Source organism: Peribacillus sp. NPDC097197 (assembly GCF_050278025.1).
Classification (GTDB): Bacteria; Bacillota; Bacilli; order Bacillales; family DSM-1321; genus Peribacillus.
Genome location: NZ_JBNNST010000020.1, coordinates 36,481 through 61,650, shown reverse-complemented (window position 1 = coordinate 61,650; position 25,170 = coordinate 36,481). Strand labels below are relative to the sequence as shown.

The 25,170-nt window shown below is 40.8% G+C and carries 21 protein-coding genes, 2 tRNA genes, 2 rRNA genes and 1 pseudogene; 18 read left to right on the top strand and 8 right to left on the bottom strand.

Features of this window, described 5'->3' with window-relative positions:
* From rrf (ACQKL6_RS18810) to tsaD, 8 genes are all read left to right on the top strand, one after another.
* Positions 1–95 (top strand): 5S ribosomal RNA (gene rrf, locus ACQKL6_RS18810); the annotation flags it as partial.
* A 33-nt stretch (positions 96–128) separates the two neighbouring features.
* Positions 129–202: transfer RNA gene (locus ACQKL6_RS18805), tRNA-Met, on the top strand.
* Between the two features lie 194 nt (positions 203–396).
* A 5S ribosomal RNA gene (rrf, locus tag ACQKL6_RS18800) occupies positions 397–512 on the top strand.
* Positions 513–546: 34 nt separating this feature from the next.
* Positions 547–620 (top strand) — tRNA-Met (locus tag ACQKL6_RS18795).
* A gap of 219 nt (positions 621–839) precedes the next feature.
* Positions 840–1,295, top strand: a complete 456-nt coding sequence (tsaE, locus tag ACQKL6_RS18790) for a tRNA (adenosine(37)-N6)-threonylcarbamoyltransferase complex ATPase subunit type 1 TsaE (protein ID WP_402875439.1) — start codon at positions 840–842, stop codon at positions 1,293–1,295.
* Complete coding sequence (gene tsaB / locus ACQKL6_RS18785; RefSeq protein WP_427651742.1) at positions 1,292–1,984, top strand: tRNA (adenosine(37)-N6)-threonylcarbamoyltransferase complex dimerization subunit type 1 TsaB; 693 nt, start codon at positions 1,292–1,294, stop codon at positions 1,982–1,984. The genes tsaE and tsaB overlap by 4 nt, the downstream gene beginning before the upstream one ends.
* A gap of 25 nt (positions 1,985–2,009) precedes the next feature.
* The gene (gene rimI / locus ACQKL6_RS18780; protein WP_402959490.1) at positions 2,010–2,462 is read left to right on the top strand and encodes a ribosomal protein S18-alanine N-acetyltransferase; all 453 of its coding nucleotides are present in this window, start codon (positions 2,010–2,012) and stop codon (positions 2,460–2,462) included.
* Positions 2,459–3,475 carry a tRNA (adenosine(37)-N6)-threonylcarbamoyltransferase complex transferase subunit TsaD gene (tsaD, locus tag ACQKL6_RS18775; protein WP_402875442.1) on the top strand — a complete coding sequence of 339 codons (1,017 nt, stop codon included), beginning with the start codon at positions 2,459–2,461 and terminating at the stop codon, positions 3,473–3,475. Before rimI ends, tsaD begins: the two co-directional genes overlap by 4 nt.
* 257 nt (positions 3,476–3,732) lie before the next feature.
* Here the strand turns inward: tsaD and ACQKL6_RS18770 are convergent, their stop codons facing one another.
* Positions 3,733–5,652 (bottom strand): ABC-F family ATP-binding cassette domain-containing protein, encoded by a 1,920-nt coding sequence (locus tag ACQKL6_RS18770; protein ID WP_427651741.1) that lies wholly within the window; start codon positions 5,650–5,652, stop codon positions 3,733–3,735.
* A gap of 134 nt (positions 5,653–5,786) precedes the next feature.
* Between ACQKL6_RS18770 and moaC the strand changes: the two genes are divergently transcribed.
* Both moaC and ACQKL6_RS18760 read left to right on the top strand, forming a co-directional pair.
* Positions 5,787–6,284, top strand: coding sequence for a cyclic pyranopterin monophosphate synthase MoaC (moaC, locus tag ACQKL6_RS18765; RefSeq protein ID WP_402875444.1), 498 nt, complete (start codon positions 5,787–5,789; stop codon positions 6,282–6,284).
* Between the two features lie 36 nt (positions 6,285–6,320).
* On the top strand, positions 6,321–6,980 hold the full coding sequence (locus tag ACQKL6_RS18760) for a redox-sensing transcriptional repressor Rex (protein WP_402875445.1): 660 nt from the start codon (positions 6,321–6,323) through the stop codon (positions 6,978–6,980).
* A 29-nt stretch (positions 6,981–7,009) separates the two neighbouring features.
* Here the strand turns inward: ACQKL6_RS18760 and ACQKL6_RS18755 are convergent, their stop codons facing one another.
* Both ACQKL6_RS18755 and ACQKL6_RS18750 read right to left on the bottom strand, forming a co-directional pair.
* Positions 7,010–7,222 carry a YdiK family protein gene (locus ACQKL6_RS18755; protein ID WP_402875447.1) on the bottom strand — a complete coding sequence of 71 codons (213 nt, stop codon included), beginning with the start codon at positions 7,220–7,222 and terminating at the stop codon, positions 7,010–7,012.
* Positions 7,219–7,941: a CPBP family intramembrane glutamic endopeptidase gene (locus tag ACQKL6_RS18750; protein ID WP_402991579.1), complete on the bottom strand. Its 723-nt coding sequence runs from the start codon at positions 7,939–7,941 to the stop codon at positions 7,219–7,221. The genes ACQKL6_RS18755 and ACQKL6_RS18750 overlap by 4 nt, the downstream gene beginning before the upstream one ends.
* A 329-nt stretch (positions 7,942–8,270) precedes the next feature.
* Here ACQKL6_RS18750 and groES point away from each other — a divergent pair, with 329 nt between their 5' ends.
* Positions 8,271–8,555: a co-chaperone GroES gene (groES, locus tag ACQKL6_RS18745; RefSeq protein ID WP_402875451.1), complete on the top strand. Its 285-nt coding sequence runs from the start codon at positions 8,271–8,273 to the stop codon at positions 8,553–8,555.
* Between the two features lie 61 nt (positions 8,556–8,616).
* Positions 8,617–10,248 (top strand): chaperonin GroEL, encoded by a 1,632-nt coding sequence (gene groL, locus ACQKL6_RS18740; RefSeq protein ID WP_402959449.1) that lies wholly within the window; start codon positions 8,617–8,619, stop codon positions 10,246–10,248.
* A 193-nt stretch (positions 10,249–10,441) separates the two neighbouring features.
* Here groL and ACQKL6_RS18735 read toward each other — a convergent pair.
* A pseudogene (locus ACQKL6_RS18735) lies at positions 10,442–10,687 on the bottom strand (hypothetical protein).
* Positions 10,688–10,933: 246 nt separating this feature from the next.
* On the opposite strand from ACQKL6_RS18735, the gene ACQKL6_RS18730 reads away from it, so the two are divergent.
* The 6 genes from ACQKL6_RS18730 (at position 10,934) to ACQKL6_RS18705 (ending at position 20,170) form a co-directional block, all read left to right on the top strand.
* The gene (locus tag ACQKL6_RS18730) at positions 10,934–12,490 is read left to right on the top strand and encodes an ABC-F family ATP-binding cassette domain-containing protein (protein ID WP_427651740.1); all 1,557 of its coding nucleotides are present in this window, start codon (positions 10,934–10,936) and stop codon (positions 12,488–12,490) included.
* A gap of 364 nt (positions 12,491–12,854) precedes the next feature.
* Positions 12,855–15,749 carry an endo-1,4-beta-xylanase gene (locus tag ACQKL6_RS18725; protein ID WP_427651739.1) on the top strand — a complete coding sequence of 965 codons (2,895 nt, stop codon included), beginning with the start codon at positions 12,855–12,857 and terminating at the stop codon, positions 15,747–15,749.
* A 365-nt stretch (positions 15,750–16,114) separates the two neighbouring features.
* Complete coding sequence (locus ACQKL6_RS18720) at positions 16,115–16,951, top strand: aminoglycoside 6-adenylyltransferase (RefSeq protein WP_402991587.1); 837 nt, start codon at positions 16,115–16,117, stop codon at positions 16,949–16,951.
* Positions 16,952–17,256: 305 nt separating this feature from the next.
* Entirely contained in the window at positions 17,257–18,453 is a 1,197-nt protein-coding gene (locus ACQKL6_RS18715; protein WP_427651738.1) for a M14 family zinc carboxypeptidase, read from the top strand.
* Positions 18,454–18,803: 350 nt separating this feature from the next.
* Entirely contained in the window at positions 18,804–19,328 is a 525-nt protein-coding gene (locus ACQKL6_RS18710) for a hypothetical protein (RefSeq protein WP_427651737.1), read from the top strand.
* Between the two features lie 209 nt (positions 19,329–19,537).
* Positions 19,538–20,170 carry a DUF305 domain-containing protein gene (locus tag ACQKL6_RS18705; protein WP_402991601.1) on the top strand — a complete coding sequence of 211 codons (633 nt, stop codon included), beginning with the start codon at positions 19,538–19,540 and terminating at the stop codon, positions 20,168–20,170.
* A 118-nt stretch (positions 20,171–20,288) separates the two neighbouring features.
* Here ACQKL6_RS18705 and ACQKL6_RS18700 read toward each other — a convergent pair whose 3' ends face one another.
* Genes ACQKL6_RS18700 through lpdA form a run of 4 tightly spaced genes read right to left on the bottom strand, consistent with a single transcriptional unit; the run spans position 20,289 to position 24,939 of the window.
* The gene (locus ACQKL6_RS18700; RefSeq protein WP_402875501.1) at positions 20,289–21,527 is read right to left on the bottom strand and encodes a dihydrolipoamide acetyltransferase family protein; all 1,239 of its coding nucleotides are present in this window, start codon (positions 21,525–21,527) and stop codon (positions 20,289–20,291) included.
* A 14-nt stretch (positions 21,528–21,541) separates the two neighbouring features.
* A complete protein-coding gene (locus ACQKL6_RS18695) occupies positions 21,542–22,597 on the bottom strand; it encodes an alpha-ketoacid dehydrogenase subunit beta (RefSeq protein WP_402875503.1) in 1,056 nt (351 codons plus the stop codon).
* A gap of 17 nt (positions 22,598–22,614) precedes the next feature.
* Positions 22,615–23,562, bottom strand: a complete 948-nt coding sequence (locus ACQKL6_RS18690) for a thiamine pyrophosphate-dependent dehydrogenase E1 component subunit alpha (protein WP_402875505.1) — start codon at positions 23,560–23,562, stop codon at positions 22,615–22,617.
* 24 nt (positions 23,563–23,586) lie between these two features.
* On the bottom strand, positions 23,587–24,939 hold the full coding sequence (gene lpdA / locus ACQKL6_RS18685) for a dihydrolipoyl dehydrogenase (RefSeq protein ID WP_427651735.1): 1,353 nt from the start codon (positions 24,937–24,939) through the stop codon (positions 23,587–23,589).
* Between the last annotated feature and the right edge of the window lie 231 nt (positions 24,940–25,170).

Here is a 25,170-nt window from a genome sequence, read left to right as displayed (position 1 = left end):
GTCACACCCGTTCCCATTCCGAACACGGCAGTTAAGCTCTTCAGCGCCGATGGTAGTTGGGGGTTTCCCCCTGTGAGAGTAGGACGCCGCCAAGCTATACTTTATAATAAATGTACCATTCATACCGTCGCGGGGTAGAGCAGTCCGGTAGCTCGTCGGGCTCATAACCCGGAGGTCGCAGGTTCAAATCCTGTCCCCGCAATCATGAAAAAAACGAAACGATGTTTCGTTTTTTTATTTTTACGAATCAATTGAATATTTTTTTGTGAAATAAGCCATACTATAATTAATGTTATGTTTTATTAATCCATCTCTTTAAAAAAAGGAAAAGAAATTCCTTGCTTATCAAAACGATTTGTATTATAATAATATAAGTCTTAAAGAAAAAGTATAATGTTTGGTGGCGATAGCGAAGAGGTCACACCCGTTCCCATTCCGAACACGGCAGTTAAGCTCTTCAGCGCCAATGGTAGTTGGGGGTTTCCCCCTGTGAGAGTAGGACGTCGCCAAGCTGTACTTTTTATATAAATGTATCATTCATACCGTCGCGGGGTAGAGCAGTCCGGTAGCTCGTCGGGCTCATAACCCGGAGGTCGCAGGTTCAAATCCTGTCCCCGCAATCATGAAAAAAACGAAACCTTTGTTTCGTTTTTTTTGTTTTACCGGATTTTCATCTTATAATATCCATAACTTATTTGTTTCTTCTTTTGAAACAAGGTACACTACATATAGAATCTTTTTTGAATCAATGGTGAATGAATGCGTTTTTTATAGGTAGAATTTAGCCCTTTTTTAACTGGGGATCAATTACTTAATTGAATGATAAAGGTGACGGATATATGCAACATTTCGAATGGATTTCTGAAAATGAGGAAGAGACGGCACAGTTTGCGCAGGAATTGGCTAAGAGGCTTCGCAGTGGCGATGTACTGGCTTTAGAGGGAGATTTAGGGGCAGGGAAAACTGCATTTACTAAAGGTCTTGCTAAGGGATTAGGGGTCTCACGTACGGTGAATAGCCCTACCTTTACGATTATAAAGGAATACAACGGTCGCTTACCCTTATATCATATGGATGTATATCGGGTAGGAGAGTCAGAAGAGGATTTAGGTTTTGATGAATATTTTGATGGCGATGGTGTGACAGTCGTGGAATGGGCCCATTTAATAAAAGACCAACTCCCCGAGGACATTCTGACCATTAATATTTATCGTCTTGGTGATACGAGTCGCCGATTTGTTTTGGAAGCTCATGGCGAACGGTATGTTATGTTATGTAAGGAGATAATTTCATGAAGGTTTTAGCGATAGATACATCGAACTTTACTTTAGGGGTTGCTTTAATAAATGGTACCCAAGTGATCGGAGAGTACACGACGAATTTAAAGAAGAACCATTCCGTTCGGGTGATGCCTGCAATCGAGTCTTTATTGAAGGACTGTGATACGTCTCCTAAAGAGCTGACGAAAATCGTTGTCGCTAAGGGTCCTGGATCTTATACAGGAGTTAGAATTGGCGTAACGATAGCAAAAACATTGGCCTGGACACTGAATGTTCCATTATCCGCTGTTTCTAGTTTAGAAGTGCTAGCAGCGAATGGCCGTTATTTTGATGGTTTGGTTTCCCCATTGTTCGATGCTAGACGTGGCCAGGTATATACAGGTTTATATGAATTTGATCATGGCACGTTAAAAACGGTCACGGAAGATTGTAATATTCTAAGCTCTGAATGGGCGATGAAGGTAAAGGAATACAATCGACCAGTATTGTTTGTTGGCCAGGATGTGGAGATTCATCGTGAGGCCATTACAGAAGTACTGGGGGATTTAGCTGTCTTTGCTCCTGTACAGTTGTATAATGCGAGACCAAGCGAACTTGCTTTTATTGGTTTGAATAAGGATGAAGTCGATATACACCACTTCGTTCCCAACTATATTCGTATGGCTGAAGCCGAAGCAAAGTGGCTTGAACAGCAGGGTAAATAAAATAAAAGGAAAGCGACCGATTATGATGAGCAAAACAATGACGTTTCGTAAGATGAAAACGGAAGATATCGAGCAAGTTTTGAACGTGGAAAAACAGTCCTTCACTTTGCCTTGGAGCCGGGAAGCTTTCTTTAATGAACTGAATCATAATGAATATGCTGTTTATATGGTTATTGAAGATGAGGGGAAAATTGCCGGTTATTGCGGGGCCTGGATTGTCATTGATGAATCGCATATTACCAATATCGCCATTTTACCCGAGTATCGAGGGCAAAAGCTTGGTGAAGCCCTGCTAAGAAAAATGATAGAAATCTCGATCAGCATGGGGGTGGTCCGGATGACGCTAGAGGTTCGGGTCAGCAATGCTGTAGCCATTTCCCTCTATGAAAAACTGGGCTTTCAAAAGGGTGGAATAAGGAAAAGATATTATACAGATAATCAAGAAGATGCTTATGTTATGTGGGTGAATTTCAGATGAAAAAAGATCAATTGATATTGGGTATTGAAACGAGCTGCGATGAGACAGCTGCAGCCGTCATTAAGAATGGAACAGAGATAGTAAGCAATGTTGTGGCTTCACAAATAGAAAGCCATAAACGGTTTGGTGGTGTCGTTCCGGAAATAGCGTCTCGTCATCATGTTGAGCAGATCACCATCGTATTGGAGGAGGCCCTGCTTCAAGCTGGTGTGACATATGAGGATTTGGATGCCATAGCTGTCACTGAAGGCCCAGGGTTAGTAGGAGCCTTGTTAATAGGCGTTAATGCAGCCAAAGCCATTGCTTTCGCGCATGGAATCCCTCTTGTGGGAACGCACCATATTGCAGGACATATATATGCGAATAGACTGGTACAAGAAATACAGTATCCTGCCCTTTCTTTAGTCGTATCAGGTGGACATACCGAATTGGTGTTATTGACTGAGCCTGGTTCCTTTAAAGTAATTGGGGAAACAAGAGATGACGCGGCAGGCGAGGCTTACGATAAAGTCGCAAGAACACTGGGGCTTCCGTATCCTGGGGGTCCACATATCGATAGACTTGCTCATGAGGGGACACCATCTTTGAAACTGCCAAGGGCTTGGTTAGAAGAAGGAAGCTATGACTTTTCTTTCAGCGGCTTGAAATCAGCTGTCATTAATACCTTGCATAATGCAGAACAACGTGGCGAAAATATTGAGCCGCAGGACTTAGCGGCAAGCTTCCAGGCGAGTGTTATTGAGGTTCTTGTGAAGAAGGCCGTCAAGGCTGCCAAGGAATATGAAGTGAAACAGGTATTACTTGCTGGAGGAGTTGCTGCCAATAAAGGGCTCAGAAATGCTCTTACGGATGCTTTTTCAGGTTTGTCAATGGACCTGGTCATTCCACCCTTGCATCTTTGTACGGATAACGCGGCGATGATCGGTGCTGCAGGCAGCATCATGTTTGAAAAGGGAAAACGCTCAGGACTAGATTTGAACGGAAATCCTGGGTTGGATATAGAAGTTTTCTAATGAAGGCAGGATACCGAACTTTGGTATCTTGTTTTTCTGTTTTTTACAAATCATGCTTATTTTGTGGATAAAATTTTTTCACTATTCAAAACACCTGTGTATAAATAGTAATTTTGTGGATAAGTGGATAAATTTTTGTGGATAGTGTGGGTAAACTAAAATAATGTTGATTCAGTCGTGCTTGTTATGTGTATAAGACTGTGGATAACTTATTGCTTCATAAGAAAAAGACTGAGTCACATGACCCAGCCTTCATCTTACTCTTCTAATTCGGCCCATTCTTCCAGATACTGATCTAATGTTTCTTGTGCCTTGTCCAGTTTCGTCTGTATGTCCATCACTTTTTCATGGTCTTGGAAAACCGCTGGGTCACATAGAAGCTCATTATATTCGGTAATTTCTGTTTCCAGCAATTCCATCGCCGATTCAATCTCTTCGATTCGACGTTTGCGTTGCCGTTCTGCTTTTTTCGTTTCTTTATCCAGTTTATAATTTGTTTTTTCGACCTTTATTTCTACTGTATTTGCCTTACCCTGTTGTTCAAGGGCTTCAATTTCAGCTTGCTCTTGTTTTTTCTCTACATAGTAATCATAATCCCCGAGGAATTCTTCATTGCCGTCCTTGGATAGCTCTATGATTTTTGTAGCGATTCGATTAATGAAGTAACGGTCATGCGAGACAACAAGAATGGTTCCAGGATAATCGATCAAAGCATTTTCAAGGACTAACTTGCTCTCCAGGTCCAAATGGTTAGTCGGTTCATCCAGAATCAAAAAGTTTCCCTTTTCCATCATCATTTTCGCTAAAGCAAGGCGAGCCTTTTCCCCACCGCTCAAAGTTGAAACGGTTTTCAACACATCGTCCCCGCTAAAAAGGAAATTGCCGAGCACTGTCCGGATATCTTTCTCCGGTTTAGTCGGGTAATCATCCCATAGTTCATTCAGGACGCGTTTATTAGAAATGAGATTGGCTTGTTCTTGATCGTAATAACTGACCTCGACATTGGTTCCAAAGCGGAATTCCCCGGAAATCGGAGGGAGCTTTGAAATGACGGTTTTCAATAATGTAGATTTACCGACACCATTTGGTCCGACGAGGGCAATGCTTTCGCCTTTTGTCATCCGGGAGTTAATGTTTTGAGACACTGCTTCCCCCGCATAGCCGATGGCCAAGTTTTGAAGATGAAGCACTTCATTGCCACTTTGTTTTTCTATTTGAAAGGAAAAATTGGCGGATTTCTCATCACCCTGAGGCTTGTCCAATACGTCCATCTTTTCCAGCTGTTTACGACGGCTTTGGGCTCTTTTGGTCGTCGATGCCCTAGTTATATTACGTTGGACAAAATCTCGCAGTTTTTCTATTTCCCCTTGCTGTTTCTCGAATTGTTTCATTTCACGTTCATAGTCTTCTGCTCTTCTTTCTAAGTAGGAGCTGTAATTTCCATAGTACTTTTTCATGTTATTCCGTGAAATTTCATAGACCTGATTGACAACTTTATCAAGAAAATAGCGATCATGGGACACAATAAGTACTGCACCCTGATAGCTTTGCAAATATTGTTCAAGCCAAGAGAGTGTCTCGATATCCAGATGGTTTGTAGGCTCATCGAGTATTAAAATATCGGGTTTCTTTAAAAGTAATTTCCCCAAGGCAAGGCGTGTCTTTTGACCACCGCTCAATGTGGAAATTAAAGTGGAATGATCAAAATCTCCAAATTGGAGACCATGTAAGACAGAGCGGATATCCGCTTCATATTGATACCCGCCCTGTTCTTTGAATGTAACCTGGAGGGTATCATATTCACTTAACACCTTTTGGTAACGTATTTCATCTTCAAATGTTGCGGGGTCGGCCATGGCAGCCTCGAGTCGCCGTAGTTCTTTTTCTTGTGCGATCAGTTTTTCGAATACAGTCAGCATTTCGTCCCAAATGGATAGTTCGGATTCCAATCCAGTATCCTGGGCCATATAACCGATTGTAATGTCTTTTGGCTTGATGATTTCGCCACCATCATGGGAAATTTGACCGGCTATAATTTTTAGCAAGGTTGACTTTCCTGCTCCATTTCGACCGACTAGGGCAATCCGGTCTTTATTTTGAACTTCAAGCTTCATATTTGATAAGATTAGCTCAGCACCATAATATTTCGATAGTTGATTGATTTGTAATAGAATCATGGATTTCACCTCAATTGATTATTGTTAGTGTAACGTATTATAGTATTTAACGGCAACAGCTTTGGTTTTAAAGGTGAAAAACAAGCTGTTACATAATGTAGGATAATAGTGTATGATTTAGGAGGGGTAATTTTATGAGCGATTTAACGCATTTTAATGAACAAGGCAGAGCCAAAATGGTTGATGTGAGCACGAAGCCAGAGACAATCCGGACGGCAACAGCTCAATCCAGCATCTTATTGAACGAAGAAATATATGAAAAAATCACGAATCAACAAATGAAAAAAGGTGATGTATTGGCGGTAGCACAGGTTGCAGGCATCATGGCCAGCAAAAATACATCCAATATCATTCCGATGTGTCACCCCATTTCCCTACAAGGGGTCAATATAGCTTTTGATTGGGAAAAAGAAGAAAAAGGGTACCGGCTTAAAATTGAAACACAGGTTAAGACAAAGGGTAGTACAGGTGTTGAAATGGAAGCGTTAACAGCAGCATCTGCAACCGCATTAACGGTTTACGACATGTGTAAGGCACTGGATAAAGGAATGATTATCGGGCCTACATTTTTAGTGGAGAAAACAGGTGGCGTGTCCAGCAGTGATTACAAAAGGCAGCTAAATCAAATGTAATCGTTTTAAAAGCATGTATAAAGGCGGGGAAGAACAATGAACCATGACCCAAAGATACCGCAAGCAACGGCTAAAAGGTTGCCCTTGTATTATCGATTTTTAAAAAACTTACATTCCTCAGGTAAACAAAGAGTTTCCTCAGCTGAGCTGAGTGAAGCTGTAAAGGTAGATTCAGCAACGATCCGCCGCGATTTTTCCTACTTTGGAGCACTTGGAAAGAAGGGCTACGGCTATAATGTCAATTATTTATTGTCTTTCTTCAGAAAAACATTGGATCAAGATGAACTGACAAAAGTAGCCTTAATTGGAGTGGGGAATTTAGGAACTGCCTTTTTAAATTACAATTTCATGAAAAACAATAATACAAAAATTGAAATGGCATTTGAAGTTTCTGAAGACAAGGTCGGAAAGACCATCGCTGATGTGCCGATCTATCATATGAACGAAATAGACACACTTTTGCAGGAAAACAATATTACGGTAGCGATTTTGACGGTCCCTGCCCAAGAGGCCCAGACGATAACCGATCGTTTGGTTCAGGCCGATATAAAAGGGATACTGAATTTCACTCCAGCCAGGCTGACTGTACCCCCATCCATAAGGGTTCATCATATTGATCTGGCGGTTGAGCTTCAATCGCTGATCTACTTTTTAAAGCACTATCCTGTAGTAGAAGAAGCTGTTCTAGAAGAATAAAAACACGCTGCGATTATGCAGCGTGTTTTTTATTTTTTGTTATTCTTTTGTATGGACTTAATTTTAAAGTGGATGAGAATCATACGGATCCCAGATCCCAAATCAAGAGTCGCAATCAATACAAGGATATAGGCGAAAAATCCCCATCCGGAAGAATTGACTGTCTGGACGGCAATCGTTGTAAAGAGAATGCCCAAGCCTGCGTATACGATTCCGATGAATAAAGGTGACTGACGTTTCATAATAAACCTCCGATAAAGGCTTGTGCAGTATCTGACAATTTCTCGATATCTTCTCTATATACCACCTGAATAATGACAACAAGGGTATTCATAGCGACATGTGCGGCTATGGATACGAGAATACGGCCCGTTTTGGCATATAGGAAGGCAAAAGTGAAGCCCATTGCTGCATATAAAAGAAGATGTTCGAGTTCACCGTGTGCCAAGCCGAAAATAACCGAGCTGAGTAAAGCCGAAATGAAGAAATTAAAGCGTTTATAAAGCGATCCGAAAATAATTTTCCTGAAAATGATTTCTTCCAAAATAGGACCGATCACAGAGGTAACGAATATGACCATCGGAACTTTATAAATGAGTGAAACCAGATTTTGAGTATTTTCAGATTCAGTCTCCACCCCAAGCATTTGTTCGATGTTCCCAGCTATATTTTGAGCGAAAAAGGCTAGGAAGACACCCGCTATTGCCCATAGGAAGGACACGGGAACCGAAGTCTGTGTAAGCTCAGTATTTTCCTTCATATCTTTTCGCAACAAGAATAGAATTACTATTAGTGCTGCAAGAAAACTGAAGACGATCCAGTAAGCGGCCGATTTAACTTCGAGCTCATCACTTGGTATGCCCAGTGCAGACCCGATCACCGTGAAAATCGGCATTCCGACAATACCCGATAATTGCATGGCAATGTAAGTAATGATGACGAACCAATATTCTTTTTTCAAAAATGAAAACTCCTTTAATTAAGTCCGCCATTTTTTTAGAGTCCTGACATGGGGACAATCTATAAACGTATATAAAAAGGGTATCAAAAAACAGCCCATAACACCACTTATAGGTATATAAAAAGAGAACATTTCCAAAAAACATTTTAGGAATCATTATCCTAGAGTAGTATACCCGAAATTTATCAGAAATTAATAAAAAAAATTCAACAAGATACTTGCAAAAAGGGCTCGATTTATTTAATATTATAAATGTGTTAGCACTCGGTGTTGATGAGTGCTAATAAATCAGGCAATTGATTTAAGAGAAAATGAGGAGGTTGTTTCACTTGTTAAAACCATTAGGTGATCGCGTTATTATTGAATTAGTTCAATCTGAAGAAAAAACGGCAAGCGGTATTGTTCTTCCTGATACTGCAAAAGAAAAGCCACAAGAAGGTAAAGTCGTAGCGGTTGGTACAGGCCGTGTCCTTGAAAATGGCGAACGTGTTGCTTTAGAGGTTGCCCAAGGCGATCTAATTATCTTCTCAAAATATGCTGGTACTGAAGTTAAATACGAAAATAATGAATACTTAATCTTACGTGAAAGCGATATCTTAGCTATCATTGGCTAATTATACATCATACTTAACTGAACGAAAATTTTTCTTAAAATGATTAGGGAGGTACTTATACATGGCTAAAGAAATTAAATTTAGTGAAGAAGCTCGCCGTTCAATGCTTCGTGGCGTTGACGCTCTTGCAGATGCAGTAAAAGTAACGCTTGGACCAAAAGGACGTAACGTGGTTCTGGAGAAAAAATTCGGTTCACCGCTTATTACCAATGACGGTGTAACAATCGCTAAAGAAATCGAATTAGAAGATGCTTTCGAAAACATGGGTGCGAAATTGGTTGCTGAAGTAGCAAGCAAAACAAATGACGTAGCTGGTGACGGAACGACTACTGCAACGGTTCTTGCGCAAGCAATGATCCGTGAAGGTCTTAAGAACGTAACAGCTGGTGCTAACCCAATGGGTATCCGTAAAGGGATGGAAAAAGCGGTTAATACTGCGATTGCAGAATTAAAAGCCATTTCTCAACCTGTTGAAAACAAAGAATCGATTGCACAAGTTGCTGCTATCTCTTCAGCTGATGAAGAAGTAGGACAATTGATTGCAGAAGCTATGGAACGTGTAGGTAACGACGGCGTTATCACAATCGAAGAATCAAAAGGCTTCACAACTGAATTGGACGTAGTAGAAGGTATGCAATTCGATCGCGGATATGCATCTCCATACATGGTAACTGATTCAGATAAAATGGAAGCGATTCTTGAAAATCCATATATCTTAATCACTGATAAAAAAATCACGAACCTTCAAGAAATCCTTCCTGTACTTGAGCAAGTTGTACAACAAGGAAAACCACTATTATTGATTTCTGAAGACGTGGAAGGCGAAGCACTTGCAACTCTTGTTGTGAACAAACTTCGTGGAACATTCAATGCAGTGGCAGTTAAAGCTCCTGGATTCGGTGACCGTCGTAAAGCTATGCTTGAAGACATCGCAGCTCTAACAGGCGGCGAATTGATCACGGAAGAAATCGGCCTTGACCTTAAATCTGCAACAATCGATTCTTTAGGACGTGCTTCTAAAGTCGTTGTTACAAAAGAGAACACAACAATCGTTGAAGGTGCTGGAGACACAGCTCAAATTCAAGCTCGTGTAAACCAAATCCGTGTTCAATTAGAAGAAACAACTTCTGAATTCGACCGCGAAAAACTACAAGAACGCCTTGCTAAATTAGCTGGTGGAGTAGCAGTAATCAAAGTCGGAGCAGCTACTGAAACAGAACTTAAAGAACGTAAACTTCGTATTGAAGATGCATTGAACTCTACTCGTGCTGCTGTTGAAGAAGGAATCGTAGCCGGTGGTGGTACAGCTCTTCTAAACGTATACAATAAAGTGGCAGAAATCGAAGCAGAAGGCGACGTAGCAACAGGCGTGAAAATCGTTCTTCGTGCAATCGAAGAGCCGATTCGCCAAATCGCTCACAATGCTGGACTTGAAGGATCTGTAATCGTAGAACGCCTTAAAGGCGAAGCAATCGGTACTGGCTTCAATGCCGCTACTGGAGAATGGGTGAACATGATCGAAGCGGGTATCGTCGATCCTACTAAAGTAACTCGTTCAGCTCTACAAAACGCTGGATCCGTGGCTGCTATGTTCTTAACAACAGAAGCAGTTGTTGCTGATAAACCAGAACCTGCTGGCGCTGGCGGCGGAATGGGAATGCCTGACATGGGCGGAATGGGCGGCATGATGTAATAACTCCGCTTGAAATTCAGTGAAAATAGTAATGTTTTCCTGAATAAGATCTGAAAAAGAGGTTTTCCATGAGTTCTTTGAACTTTTTGGGAAGCCTCTTTTTTCACATGAAGATAAACATGTCTTCATTCTTGTGCCAGAATCGTTTCATTATTTGTGAAAGACTTACCCCTGCCTCAGCTAAGAGAGGGCATCAAGCCGTATATGCGAAAACAATATTGAAACAATGTATTTCGTCTTTATCTTTATTTTTCCTCTTTTGTATTTCCTCTGTCACGACAAAAGCAAGATCATCATTTCCGAATAAGGATTATACCCCCATAATGGTTTCATCCGATACTTCACCGGCTTCATCTTTTGTTACGGTTAATTCGATGGCTCAATGCCAGGTTCGAGATCATGATTTGATGCACCACTGCGAAAAGACGAGGATCATCATCTTTTCTTGACCTTGGCAGTTTTCGATGATTTTTTCTTCCAATTATTTCTGATTCATATAAATACTCCTTTGAAGGATTTAACAAGATTAGTATACACCCATCCCTTTTTTTCAAATTTATCCCATACGACTATTCCATTTTCTATGTTATAGTTCAATATTGAACTATAAAAATCAGATGAACGATTTTATAATTATTTCCTAAAACTAAACGAAACAAAATAAAATTTAAATGAGGTTAAATATATGAGTGTATTAACGGTTACAGACCTAAACCATGGTTTTGGCGATCGTACGATTTTTGATAATGTTTCCTTCCGCTTGTTAAAAGGTGAACATATAGCTTTAATTGGGGCAAATGGCGAAGGTAAATCGACGTTTATGAATATCATTACAGGGAAACTTCAGCCTGACGCTGGAAAAATAGAGTGGTCAAAGCACCAACGAGTCGGTTATCTTGATCAACATACGGTTTTACAAAAGGGAATATCAATCCGTGACGTATTAAAAACGGCTTTTCAATATCTCTTTGACGTTGAAACGAATATTAATACCATTTATGAAAAGATTTCAGATGTTATACCTGAAGAAATGGAAAAGTTGTTAGAGGAAGTTGGGACATTACAGGACATATTAACAAATAATGATTTCTATATTATTGATTCTAAGGTAGACGAAGTGGCACGTGGCCTTGGACTTGATGGTATAGGATTAGAAAAAGATGTTAATGATTTAAGCGGTGGGCAACGAACGAAGGTTTTATTAGCTAAGCTTTTACTTGAGAAACCAGATATTCTTCTTTTAGATGAGCCTACAAACTATTTAGACGAACAACACATTGAGTGGTTAAGACGTTACCTGCAAGAATACGATAACGCTTTTTTATTAATTTCTCATGATATTCCATTTCTTAATAGCGTTGCAAATGTGATCTACCATTTAGAAAATCAGAAATTAAATCGCTACGTGGGTGATTACAACCATTTCCTTATTGCCTATGAAGCTAAAAAAATACAAGTTGAAGCTGCCTTTAAGAGACAACAATCAGAAATTGCTAGTTTAAAAGATTTTGTAGCTCGTAATAAGGCAAGGGCATCTACCAGCAGCCTTGCCATGTCGAGACAGAAAAAACTCGATAAAATGGATGTTATTGAAATAGCACAGGAACGACCAAAACCTGATTTCAACTTTAAAGAAGCAAGGACCTCAGGTAAATTAATTGTTGAGACGAAAGAATTTGTCATTGGATACGATGAGCCACTTTCAAAGCCGTTAAATCTTTATATAGAGCGTGGACAAAAAGTAGCTTTAGTTGGAGCAAATGGGATTGGTAAGACTACACTCCTTCGTAGCATGCTCGGAGAAATAAGATCTCTTTCTGGTTCACTAGAACGCGGTGAACATCAGTATATTGGATATTTTGAACAAGAAGTGAAAACGAAAAATCAAAACACGTGCATCGAAGAAATATCGAATACGTTTCCTCAGTTAAGCCAAGGACAGGTTCGCGCTGCTCTTGCGAGATGTGGGTTAACTAGAAAACATATTGAAAGTAAAATATCCGTATTAAGTGGTGGAGAGCAATCGAAAGTCCGGTTATGCAAACTCCTTAACCAAGAAAGCAATATCCTTGTTTTTGATGAGCCAACCAACCATTTGGATAAAGATGCAAAAGCTGAGCTAAAACGAGCTTTGAAATCGTATAAGGGAAGCGTAGTCCTTATCTCTCATGAACCTGATTTTTACCAAGACGTAGTAACAGATATTTGGGACGTAGAATCATGGACAACGAAAACCATCTAAACTTGAACGATCCGAGTAGGAGTCGCCATTTTAAAAAGGAAGGCCTCCCATCAGTTTACTGAACTGATGGGAGGCCTTCCTTTTTTTATTTATTATTTTTGGTAAAAGAAAGGGATTAACTTTATTATGTCAAATACTACCATTTGCATGTGAGTTAACAAGATAAACTAGAAATAACAGTAGAGGAGATGAAGCTAGTCCGTTAATTTAATGTAGAACCTGTCATGGAACTGTCTATGATGCAGAGCAAAATAGGGGACCACAAAGAGGCAAAGGACATGTCATGTCATGTATCGACTATTTGGCTACTTGGGGTAATGGAGAATAAAAAAAGAGAAATTTAAATTATGAAAGGAATGATTTTTTGAAGAGAAAAGCTAGAAAGCTTCTGACGTATTTTTTAACGCTGGCTTTTACCATAATTTTTTTTATCGATACCGCAATGCAGGTAAACCATGCTTCAGCGGCTGAGGTTAAGGATGCTTCAAAGGCAGAGGTCGTGTCACTGAAAGATGTCTACAAAGACTATTTCCTTATTGGGAATACTGTAAGTCCGGGCGACTTAACCGATTCAGCGAAGTATGATTTTATGAAATTCCACTATAATGCGCTGACGCCTGAAAATGCTACGAAACCGGACTCCATTTGGCCCAATGCAACTAGCGAACCTTCATTCACAACAGCCGACAAATTGTTAACCCAAGTTAATGCTGACGGTTTCTATACGATTGGACACGCGTTGGCGTGGCATAATCAGTCGGCTGGCTGGCCGCCTGCTGGTCTGAATTATACCGAGGCCCGGGCGAGCTTACAAAAGTATATATCGACAATCGCCGGGCACTATAGTCAGGGCCCTTATAAGCTCGACACCTGGGACGTTGTTAACGAAGCAATGAGGGATAATCCAGAAAACCCGACCGACTGGCGGAAGGCGCTTCGCTCTGACATTAATCCAATAGAACGTCCATCAAGATGGTTTGATGCTTACTCTAACGGCGGAAATGGTTGGGATTATATCTATGATTCCTTCTTGTTAGCGCGTGAGGCTGATCCGGACGCCATTCTCTACTACAATGATTTTAACGACGAAGAAATCCCCAACAAAGCAATCGCTATTGCCTCAATGGCCAAGGAACTCAACCAAAAATATGCGAATGAACACCCTGAGGCAAATGGCAGGAAACTGATTGAGGGCATCGGGATACAAGGGCATTACAACCTCAGACTCAATGTGGATAATTTAGAGGGAGTTTTAAAGATATATAGTGAAACCGGGTTGGAGATTAGTATAACTGAACTCGACGTACAATTTAACGGTACTTCATCCGAGGTTCCGCCTACCAAGGAGCAATTGAAGGAGCAAGCGGTATTGTACGCCAAGCTGTTCATGTTATATAAGAAGTATTCCGATAATATAGAACGCGTTACTTTCTGGGGTGTGGCCGATAATAACAGCTGGCGCAGCACGGGTTACCCGCTGCCATTCGACTCCAAGCGTGCCCCTAAAGAAGCGTATTGGGCCATAATAAATCCGGAGGCCTATCTAGGACTCGATGAGTTGCCACCAAAACTCACCTCATTTAAATTCGGGGAGGATGTTTTCAATGTCGAGGGCAAAACCGAATTTGATGTCAATGTCCCAAAGGACGTGTCAAACATTGACTTCTCCGCTTCCAATGTCGCACATCAATACGACAACGATGAAGTTGACGTCGGCGTTAAGCTCGACCCTGCAAGTGGAGCGGTGAGCGGCGGGAAGCCAGCCGTGGCGACGGTAGAGATAGCCAGGAAGGAAAACCCGAATAGATCAACGAAGTATACGATAAACTTCGGGCATATGACCGCTGAATGGGAGAAGGACCAAAACTATACGGATACGGGCTTCCGCTCCTCCGTCAATACCCGCTTTAGTGATGGTAAAAGTAAACTCAAATTATTTCAGGCGTTCTATAATAAGGACAACGGTAAGCAAGCCATGCTCAACAGTAAGGAATTTAAGCCCTTACCAAAACATACAGGTGGCACGCTAACTATTCAAACAGATAAGAGTATAGACGCTGATGATTTGAAAAATTTGACCTTGAAGAAATCTCTTTGGGATCAAAACTGGATGCCAATTATTCCAGCGCGTGTTACTGACTTCAATACTCCGGAAAACTTTTGGAGATTGGCCAAAACAATCGAATCCGGTAAGACATATATCGTTGTCTCATCCAACTCAGGTATGGCCCTGACCAATAGGAATGTACCATCTATCCCGGCCACTGGCGGTGTGACCAACGCCAAACGAGGTATTGCGGGTACTCCTGTCACGATAGAGGACGACATTATTAAAGAGCCGAAGCAGATTCAGGATAATATGAGATTTATCTTTAAAGAGAGTGCCAGCCCCGACCCGGGACCATACACAAAAGCGAAGGGATACACGGGATACACAATGTTGAGTCTAGTTCACGGCGGACTTGTCGCCCCCACTATTTTGTGGCGGGATTTGAGCAATGACGATACGGCTCCTTTACGGACAGACACAACTATTGGTGATCGTGCACTAGATCGGGCGGTATGGTTTAATACCAGCATAGATCCCGATACAGGTGAGACGACACTATTTTCCCATACGGGTTCCAACCATTACACCTATGCACTGCATGGTAATGAAAACGGTTTCATTGGCCAAGGAGGAACGGAGCCATTGGAAAATTATGCAGACAATAGTCGTGTGAAGCTGTATGAGTACGTGTCCAACTATTTATACGAAGACTCAACCAATCTGGGCGTGGAAATTAGCCTAGCACCGGTGGAGCGTATCGTGAGAGATCGTGACACCAAAATCCCCGTCACAGCGGATGTCCCTGACGGTTCCAAAGCAGTATTGGTAAAGGACGGTGTTTCAGTAGCTACTGCGAAATTCGCAAAAGGCAAAGCGACAATCAGCGTTAAAGGCAGCGATGTTGACCCCGGCGATAATTATGCAGTCGTTATCTATGATGGCACCAAAATACTTGGTGCGGCAATGCTGCCGGTAGTCACTGTCGACAAGGCGACGCCATTGGCTACGGTAGGGAAACTGAATGGTAAGCAGAACAGGCTGAAAATCAGCGTTAAAGAGTCATATTCCGATGGTTCGACGGAGAACTTCACTGAGGAGATACTAATCAAGAACAATGCCACAGACGTATATCAAGTGGGACCTTATAAGGTTTACGTGGAGACTAAAGGCAACGACAAGATTCGAAAATGTTATATTGTGAAGGATTAATCAGCAATCAGGGAAAATTGTATTTCTTGATAAAGCAATGGGTAATGAGAAATGATGCTTACCCAAATAGCTTTTTAAGTGGAAGGTCTCCTATCAGTTTAATGAACTGATAGGAGGTTTCTTTGTATATGAACGTAAATATTCATCATTTTATTTATAATGGAATGTCCTAAACTTTTTGGAGTCTCGCTATCTCCCTTAATATCATTTGCGCGCCCTTTTGCGTGTTAATAAAAGAGAAAGATCTCTCTGATTGACGATGGCCTTTTTTGTTATGGGGGCTAGAATCTGCTAACCTGTACTTTAATAGTGAGGCCCATCTATAAGGAATGCGTATAAAGAATAAAATAGTCGGAGGAGAATAAATGCGTTCAGAAAAAGAAATGATGGAATTGATATTACGAGTTGCTGAGAGAGATGAGAGAGTAAGAGCTGTTGCCATGAATGGTTCTCGGACAAATTCTAATGTACCGAAAGATACTTTAAGAGATTATGATATGGTCTATCTTGTATCTGACGTACAATCGTTTCTTTTTAATCCTGATTGGGTAAATGTGTTTGGGAAAAGAATTATCATGCAAACACCAGAGGATATGGTGATGTTTCCACCTGAATTGGATGGGAGATTCACCTACTTAATGTTATTCGAGGATGGTAATCGACTTGATTTAATGCTGGTTCCGATTGAGGAAAAAGAGAAATATTGTTTAGAAGATGGATTAACCGTTATTTTATTAGATAAAGATGGGAATATGCCTAAGCTCTCTGAACCAACGGATAAAGAGTACTGGGTAAAAAAGCCTTCGGCTGAATTTTTTGCAGATTGTTGTAATGAATTTTGGTGGGTTTCCACTTATGTAGCAAAAGGGTTATGGAGACAAGAGATACTCTACGCTTATGCCCACTTAAACGGTGTAAGAGAAATGTTACTAACCATGCTTGAGTGGAAAGTTGGTATAGAAACAAATTTTTCTTTGAGTGTAGGGAAAAACAGTAAGTATTTGAAGCGTTATCTCAATAACGAGATGTGGGAAAGATTGATGAAAACCTATCCTACCGGGGATTATGAACAGGTGTGGCATGCCTTGTTTGAAACCATTGACTTGTTTGAGCAAGTAGCGATTGAAGTAGCTAGTAATCTTGAATATCAATATCCTTCTAAAGATGCGAATAAGGTAAAACAATACCTTACTAAAAGCTAAACTAAGGTATCACATAAACTAACAGATGGGATTTTTTCGTCATATATGCACGATTGAAAAGCAAACAGGTAGGGATCGAACTTTAAATAAGCGCAACATGAATAGATAAGAATCCATTTTGATCAATCTTTGCTCAAAATGGATTCTTTTTTATTTATCGTAAAAAGTTAGTCTCTGTGAAAAAGGACATAGGTGCCGTTAAAACAGGTAGGTCTTTCTAGGTGTTTATCATAGTTTAAAAGGGAAAATGAGGGATTAATAGAATATACTAACTAATAAATAATATTCAGAATAGGGGAATGGAAGTGAAAAAGAAGTTTATAAAGGTTCTAAGTTCAACAATAGTAGCTGCAGCATTACTTGGCCCGAATGTCGGCTTCGCTGAACGAGGACCAAATCCGACCGGTGGAACGAATCTTTCTATCGAAGCATTCCTTAATTATGATGAGCTTGTAAAAAAGTTAAATAAGCTTGAGCAAGTGAGTAAGGGGAAAGTGAAAGTGGAAGTGGCTGGACAAACAAATCAAGGTCGTTCCATTCACAAAGTGACGGTAGGGCATGGTAAAAAAGTTGTTCTTATCCAAAGTGAAATTCATGGAAATGAAAAAACAGGAACGGTTGCGTTATTAAACATTCTTGAAAACCTAGGTAAAAGTAATTCACCTGATGTGAAAAAAATGCTTGATGAACTAACAATCGTTGCTATACCAATGATGAACGTAGATGGATCAGAGCTTGATCGTCGTGGAAATGAGATGACATGGTCAGAGGTGGTAGGGAAATTCCCACAACTCTCGAATGCTAAACCAACTTGGAATTATTACACGACTCCAAGATCCGGAGACGACTATGCTAGCAAACCGGGATTTGATGTGAATCGTGACTTTAATCCAAACTTAAACTATGTGCCACAGCCTCAAGACTTCCCAGGGGCATCTGAAAAGCCAGGCTGGTTCATTACACCTGAATCACAAACGGTACGTGACATATATAAAGGGTTACAATCGAAATTCGGTAAAGTGGATGTTTTTATCGATCTTCATCACCAAGGGTTCCCGTATATCGAAGGAACGGATGACCGCGTGACGATGTCTATATCAGGAAAATTCGTCAACGATCCTAGCACACCTGCAGGGGCTAAGTATAAAGAGTATGCAGATAACTTTAAATATGATTTCTCCCGTCAGTTAACTCTTACTGCCTATAATGCATTACAAACAAAAGGAAATTCTGTGTTTACGAATATTTCACTGTACGATCAAACCGTTGATCTGCCAGGTACTGCTTTAGGAGCGTTTGCGTTAAATGGAAGTGGTACGGTTCTATTTGAAGTGAGTGGACAAACACAAAATTTTGGGCAAAAACAGAAAGGTCAGTTAGTGAAAACAGTTGAAACGGGTCTGATGGGAATAATCTCCGGTGTAACGGATGGATCGGTTCATACTCTTAATCCAACAGACTATGAAAAAATCCCTAAAAGTTCATCTAAACCGGGAATCTAATTATATGGAAGACAGCCCTAACGTTCAAGAATAAGCAGTTCCGTCATAAGTGAATCCATTTAAGTAGTGAAAGGCAGAAATGTTGTTATAACGACATTTCTGCCTTTTTTTTTTCTTGCGTCCAGTTCAAAATCCATATTTACATTACTCTCCACAACTCGGGACCGACGGAAGTTAAGTTTAGATATATAACAGGTGATGCAGATAACCCCTTTAATTCATGCCGCGACAGAACGATTTTTAGATGGTAGGATTAATAACAAGATAGAAAGTCTGGAGCATTAATAAGAAGGTAATGAGATTTTTTTATAATGCAACAGGATCAATAACACTATTAGGAGACAACATTTATGAGAACAATTAAAATTTATGATCGAGATGATTTGATTGAGATTTCTTTCGACGACATCAAAAAGTACCATGGCTACGCAGCCTATATGGCACTTGGTGTAGGATTCCGTGTGGTAGAAGCGGCATTTGAAGCATTATACGGAGACGAAATTCCAAACCGCAAAGATCTTTCGGTGCTTTCCGGTCATGGTGGCCCGGGATTCCGTGATGTATTTGAATTTGTCACACGTGCAAAGACCCGCGGGGTGTATACTGTTGATGTCAACTATCCAAAAGCACAATATGATCCATACCGTCCAACGGGATATGCATATGTATTCACAAAGGAAAATGGCGAAGCGGTAGAAGTATTATTGAAAGAAGACTTCTTGCCACCAATTTTCTATGATTACTTGAAAAAAGGTCGTGAAGATGACTTTTCACCCGAAGAGTATGAAGATAATGAACGTTTAAAGCATGAACTTGGTAATCGTGCCTATGAAATGCCGGTTGAAGATTTATTAATTGTTACTCGCTTAAAATAAGATTTTAAAAGTCACCGATTACATAAATCATACTATCAAAAGGCAAGTGAATCTTGATTCGCTTGCCTTTTTTAAATCCCGATAATGGATCAATGGTCTAGAGCAGCGGTTAACCGACCCCGACTGAATGGAAGAAGCCATTCTACCTTGAATAAAATAAGCCTCCATTTTGCAAAATAAAATATGCATACATATAGGAGGGGACAATCATGAGGGTATGTACTCGAACAGCCACTATAGGTTTTCTTACACTGATACTCTGCATGTTTAGTATTCAGGCACATGCAGAGGTAGGTTTAGAGGAAAAAGCGTATTATGATAATTATCAACGGATCCTGCAAGTCATGAAAAAAGGAATGGAGGAAGCACCTAAGACAGGTGACCCTAGTCTTGATTTTTTATATGAAATGATTCCCCATCACGAAGCGGCGATATCGATGGCTGAAAATGTCTTGAAATATGGCCATGATGAACAGGTCAAGCTGATAGCTTCAAACATTATAAGAGACCAGCTTGCCGGTATAGGAAAGATGGAAGCTCTTAGAAATAAAATGAAAATGAATCCGCAAGTAAACCAGAAGGCAGAAGCATCCTACTTAAAAGCTTATCAAACAATCTATAAAACGATGATTGCCTCAATGGAAGATGCCAAACCAACGGGTAATATCGATCAAGATTTCCTGGAGGAAATGATTCCGCATCATGAAGGTGCCATCAAAATGTCCCAAAATATCTTGAAATATACGCAAAATGCCGAACTCAAAACCCTTCTCCAAAACATTATCACGACTCAACAAAAACAACTTTTAGTAATGAAAGATCTATTAAAGACGATTCACTAAAAGTACAAGAAGCTGACCTTTTTTGGTCAGCTTCTCTTTTATGCTTTATCACCGGTCCATATGGTAAATGGAAGGGGATAAGATGAAATTGGAAAACATTTTTATATGTTTTTAAAACTTAAAGAACTAATAGATAAGGAGATTCAATATATTTAATCAAAATTGTTAAGAATTCTGCGGCGCTTGCACCGTCTAGAATTTGATGGTCAAAGGTTATACTGAATGGAATTTTCTTAACCGATTTGACTGTGCCATTTTCTGTTAGGGTCAGTTCATCCTGAAAAGCTCCTACCCCTAGAATGCCTGTTTCTGGCGAATTCAAAATTGGTGTAAAGTATTCGATTCCACTGGCTCCTAAGTTGGTAATGGTGAATGTAGAGCCGGAAAGCAAGTCTCCGCCCGCTTCTCCATTTTTGGCTTTTTCCGATAATTCCTTTATTTCTTTCGCTAGGCTGCCGATTGTTTTTTGATGGGCATCCTTAATAACAGGGACTAACAAGCCATCTTTTAGCGAAGTGGCGATTCCTAGGTGAACCTCATCGAACTCTGTCAATTGACCATCATGATAGAGAGAGTTCATTTTCTTCAACTCTTGTAAAGCAAGTACAGTTGCTCTTGCAATTAACACGGTTAAAGTGAGTTTGACATCTAATTCACTTGACTCAATTTCTTTCCTCAACACTTTCTGGAAATCGATCAAGTGATCTGCATTGGCTTTACGATGTAAAGTCAATTGTGCCGTCTGTGCCAAACTTCTCCGCATATTCCGAGCAATTGCTTTTCGCATTGGAGGAAGTCCTTCCCCTACATTTTCCGCAATTGCCGGTGTAGGTGAAGGTGGGGCAGGGGGAGTATCGTCCACTCGGCTTGCTAATGCATGCTGAATATCCCGTTTGGTAATTCTACCATTGCCACCGGTACCTTTAATTAAATCAATATCCAAATTCTCAGCGTTGGCCATCTTTTTAGCTAGTGGAGTAATGAAAGTCCGGTCGCCTTTACTTGTCTTTTCTTCGTTTTTCACTAATACGGCTGTATTACCACTAGCCTCCGAACTTTCAGGGGTAGCAGGGGAATCCGATTGAACGGCCTGTAAATCATCCGTTACAATCGTTTCTCCCTCGTCTCCGATCACGGCGATCGTGGCACCGACTTCCAGTTCATCTTCCACTTCACCATTCTTAGTTAACAAAACGCCCGTTATCGGGGCTTCAACGTCTTGGTTTAATTTTTCCGAACTGATCATTAAAATGGGTTCGCCTTTATTAACTGAGTCTCCCACTTCTTTATACCATTCCACAATTGTGCCTTCTGTCATGGTCATTCCTAATTTAGGCATTACGATCGCTTCACTCATAGTAGGTTCACCTCCTAGTTCGTTACGTATTTTTTCAAATCAGCTATTAATTCTTCGGCAACTGTTAACACTTTTTTTGCATCTGGAATGTAGGCTTTCTCTAGGTTAGAAGCAAATGGAACTGGTGTATTTGGTGCACAAACGGTTTTGATTGGGCCATCAAGATAATCGAAAGCTTTATCTGCAACTACCGAGGCAATATCCGTAGCCGTGTTGTTATGTGGGTTGGATTCATCAATGACAATGAGCCGTCCCGTTTTTTTGACAGACTTCAAAACGGTCTCCTGATCCCATGGTGCCACCGTTCTTAAATCAATTACTTCAACTGAGATTCTGTCTTTATTTAATGTTTCTGCAACTTCAAGAGCTACCTGAACCATTTTGCCGATGGCTACAATGGTAAGGTCCGTTCCTTCTCTAGTCACATTCGCTTTACCAATTTCAATCGTGTAGTATTCTTCAGGCACATCGCCTTTCATGCCATATAGCAATTTATCTTCTGAGAAAATGACTAAATTATCTTCTTCAATTGCTGCTAACATCAAACCCTTGGCATCATAGGGATTGGAAGGAACGACCACTTTAACGCCTGGAATAGAACCGAACATTCCATATAATGTTTGGGAGTGTTGAGCCGCAGCACCTGCTCCCGCACCGTGTACGGTCCGGACAGTAAGCGGGATTTTTGCCTTTCCGCCAAACATATACCGCATCTTGGCCCCCTGGTTTAAAATGGGATCCAAAGCAAACCCGATAAAGTCGTTAAACATCAATTCAGAAATAGGGCGCAAACCTGTAGCGGCAGCACCGACCGCTGCACTAAAATAACCATGTTCCGCAATAGGCGTGTCAATGATACGTCCACGGCCGAACTCTGAAACCAGTCCTTTAGATAAACCGAAAACACCGCCAAATGCATCATCATGACGACCATCATCTTGAACTAAGTGGTCTACTTTAGCACCCCCGGCAACGTCAGTACCGATTAATATAACCGTTTCATCTTTTCGCATCGCTTGTGCCATCGCTTCTGTAATAGCGGACATAAAAGTAATTTGTCTATTCGTCATTATAATTCCTCCTATTCTTATGCAAATATATCCGTATATAGAGTGGATTCATCCGGTAATGGACTCGCTTCCGCAAAAGCAGCTGCCTCTTTGATTGTTTTTTCTGCCGCTGCTTCAATGGAATCCGCTTCTTCTGCAGTCATCCAACCATTTTTAATCGCTTTTTCACGGAATTCAGGAATGGGATCACGGTCTTTATTGGGATCTTCATCCGTCTTGTATTTTTGTTCGTCCCCTTCAAAGTGACCATATTGCCGGTATGTGTCGCATTCAATTAATGTAGGACCTTTACCGGATTTGGCCCGTTCAATCGCTTCTTTTGTTGCGTTGTATACGGCTTCGACATCCATGCCATCCACACGTACACCTGGCATATTATAAGCTGGAGCCCTTTCGACCACTGTTTTAGAGGCACTTGCATATCGGAAAGGTGTGCCTTCGCCGAATTGGTTATTTTCACACACAAAGATAACAGGTAGATCTAAGATGGAAGCAAGATTTAGCCCTTCGTGGAACGTACCCTCATTTGAAGCACCATCGCCGAAGAAGCAAACAGCTACATTGTCCCGACCTAATGTCTTAATGCTAAGAGCTGCACCGGCAGCTAGTCCAAACCCACCACCAACAATCCCGTTGGCGCCTAGCATTCCTTTATCAACGTCGGCAACATGCATGGAGCCGCCTTTTCCTCCACCCAGGCCATCTTTTTTCCCCATGATTTCAGCCATCATGCCATTGATATCGCAACCTTTTGCAATGGCATGTCCATGTCCACGGTGAGTACTTGTAATATAATCCTCGTCATCCAATAAACTCATCACTCCGGTTGCAACGGCTTCTTCACCCGCGTATAAATGGACAAATCCTGGTATTAAACCTTTTCCAAAGGTGCGGTGTACATCATCTTCAAAAAATCTAATTTCATTCATCTTTTGATAAATCCAAAGTGCTTCATTCTTTTCCATTCGTAATTCCTCCTTGTTTGGTGTTTACATATGAATCGCTTGTTTGAATAATGCATTTGCGCTTTCTCCAATTGCTTCAGCCACTGCAGGATGTGCATGTATAAGGCTTGCAAGCTCATTCATCGTTCCTTCTGAGTGTTTCACAGCCAAAATTTCCCCGATTAACTCGGTTGCGTGGGCACCGACAATAACCGCCCCCAAAATTTCCTGATATGTACGATCGGAGATGATTTTAACAAAACCTTCTGTTTCTCCCATGGCAATGGCTTTTCCATTTCCAGAAAGGGGAGAGGTGGTGACGCTTACATCATAATTGGCATTCTTGGCTTGCTCTTCACTTAGCCCAAATGAAGCAATTTCGGGATGAGTATATACGCATCTAGGGATTTCAGTCTGATCTATGGGTTGGGGAGCTTCGCCATTCATTGCATGTACTGCAACTAGACCTTCTGCACTCGCCGCATGAGCCAACTGATAGCCTCCGATTAAATCTCCTACTGCATAAACATGTTTCTTACTAGTTTCATAGTATTCATTGACTGCCACAAACTTGTTGGTATCATCCATTTTTATTTTTAGGTCTTGTACCAACTCAATATTAGGGGTTCTACCGGTTGCGACTAGCAGGGTATCATAGGAGATTTCTTGGTCTGCTAATATAACCTGATCTTTTTTCACTTCCCGGATATCGGCCTTAACGATGGTTTGGATGTTTTTCCTTTTCAATTCCTTTTTGATGATTTTTCGTGCGTCCACATCTTCGGTTAATAGAATGTCAGGAGCAACTTCGACAATTGTCACTTTCGTTCCCAATGGCGCCATGGCAAAAGCCAGTTCTACCGAAATGACTCCACCACCAATGATCACCATGGCTTTCGGCAATTCCTTCAGGTCAAAAAATGAATCGGTAGTAAGGTAATCCACTTGATCCAGCCCTTTGATTGGAGGGATGAAAGGCTTGCTTCCGGTTGCCAATAAAATATTTTGGCCTTTTATTTTGTCATCACCGATTGAAACGATTAAGTTTTCCGTTATGGATGCTTCTCCTTGAAGTAAAGTGATTTTGTTTGTCTTTAACAAATGTTCCACACCACTCGTCAATGATTGCACTACTTGATCTTTACGCTTCATCAGTTTTGAGAAATTAATGGATAATTCACCCGTTTCAATTCCCCAGCTGTTTGCCTTTTTTATTTCTTCAATCATTTCTCCATGCTTTAAAAGTGTCTTGGAAGGGATACAGCCAACATTAAGACAGGCCCCGCCAATTTTCTTTTTTTCGACGATGGCGACTTTTTTTCCTAACTGTGCAGCCCGAATGGCAGAAACATATCCTCCAGGACCTGCGCCAATTATAATCACGTCAAATTCCTTCATCTTTACATCACCTGGCTTTCATCTTGAAGTGGAATTTTTCCTACACTAATACATTATGCAAGTGGCGTGCCAACATAGAGCAGGGGGGTGGAATTTCGTTCATCTCCATGAATATCAATGGTTATCACCCATTATTTTGATCATCATCTCCTATATAGAACTGTTCCAATGAAACAAGTAAATGTATCAATGTCTCACAGAAAAAGCCCAAACTGTATCACTCTATCAGTG

Excerpts from the sequence above, each read along its gene's own strand:
- tsaE (WP_402875439.1), top strand. The coding sequence starts at position 840 with ATGCAACATTTCGAATGGATTTCTGAAAATGAGGAAGAGACGGCACAG.
- tsaB (WP_427651742.1), top strand. The coding sequence starts at position 1,292 with ATGAAGGTTTTAGCGATAGATACATCGAACTTTACTTTAGGGGTTGCT.
- rimI (WP_402959490.1), top strand. The coding sequence starts at position 2,010 with ATGAGCAAAACAATGACGTTTCGTAAGATGAAAACGGAAGATATCGAG.
- tsaD (WP_402875442.1), top strand. The coding sequence starts at position 2,459 with ATGAAAAAAGATCAATTGATATTGGGTATTGAAACGAGCTGCGATGAG.
- ACQKL6_RS18770 (WP_427651741.1), bottom strand. The coding sequence starts at position 5,652 with ATGATTCTATTACAAATCAATCAACTATCGAAATATTATGGTGCTGAG.
- moaC (WP_402875444.1), top strand. The coding sequence starts at position 5,787 with ATGAGCGATTTAACGCATTTTAATGAACAAGGCAGAGCCAAAATGGTT.
- ACQKL6_RS18760 (WP_402875445.1), top strand. The coding sequence starts at position 6,321 with ATGAACCATGACCCAAAGATACCGCAAGCAACGGCTAAAAGGTTGCCC.
- ACQKL6_RS18755 (WP_402875447.1), bottom strand. The coding sequence starts at position 7,222 with ATGAAACGTCAGTCACCTTTATTCATCGGAATCGTATACGCAGGCTTG.
- groL (WP_402959449.1), top strand. The coding sequence starts at position 8,617 with ATGGCTAAAGAAATTAAATTTAGTGAAGAAGCTCGCCGTTCAATGCTT.
- ACQKL6_RS18730 (WP_427651740.1), top strand. The coding sequence starts at position 10,934 with ATGAGTGTATTAACGGTTACAGACCTAAACCATGGTTTTGGCGATCGT.
- ACQKL6_RS18720 (WP_402991587.1), top strand. The coding sequence starts at position 16,115 with ATGCGTTCAGAAAAAGAAATGATGGAATTGATATTACGAGTTGCTGAG.
- ACQKL6_RS18710 (WP_427651737.1), top strand. The coding sequence starts at position 18,804 with ATGAGAACAATTAAAATTTATGATCGAGATGATTTGATTGAGATTTCT.
- ACQKL6_RS18705 (WP_402991601.1), top strand. The coding sequence starts at position 19,538 with ATGAGGGTATGTACTCGAACAGCCACTATAGGTTTTCTTACACTGATA.
- ACQKL6_RS18700 (WP_402875501.1), bottom strand. The coding sequence starts at position 21,527 with ATGAGTGAAGCGATCGTAATGCCTAAATTAGGAATGACCATGACAGAA.
- ACQKL6_RS18695 (WP_402875503.1), bottom strand. The coding sequence starts at position 22,597 with ATGACGAATAGACAAATTACTTTTATGTCCGCTATTACAGAAGCGATG.
- ACQKL6_RS18690 (WP_402875505.1), bottom strand. The coding sequence starts at position 23,562 with ATGGAAAAGAATGAAGCACTTTGGATTTATCAAAAGATGAATGAAATT.
- lpdA (WP_427651735.1), bottom strand. The coding sequence starts at position 24,939 with ATGAAGGAATTTGACGTGATTATAATTGGCGCAGGTCCTGGAGGATAT.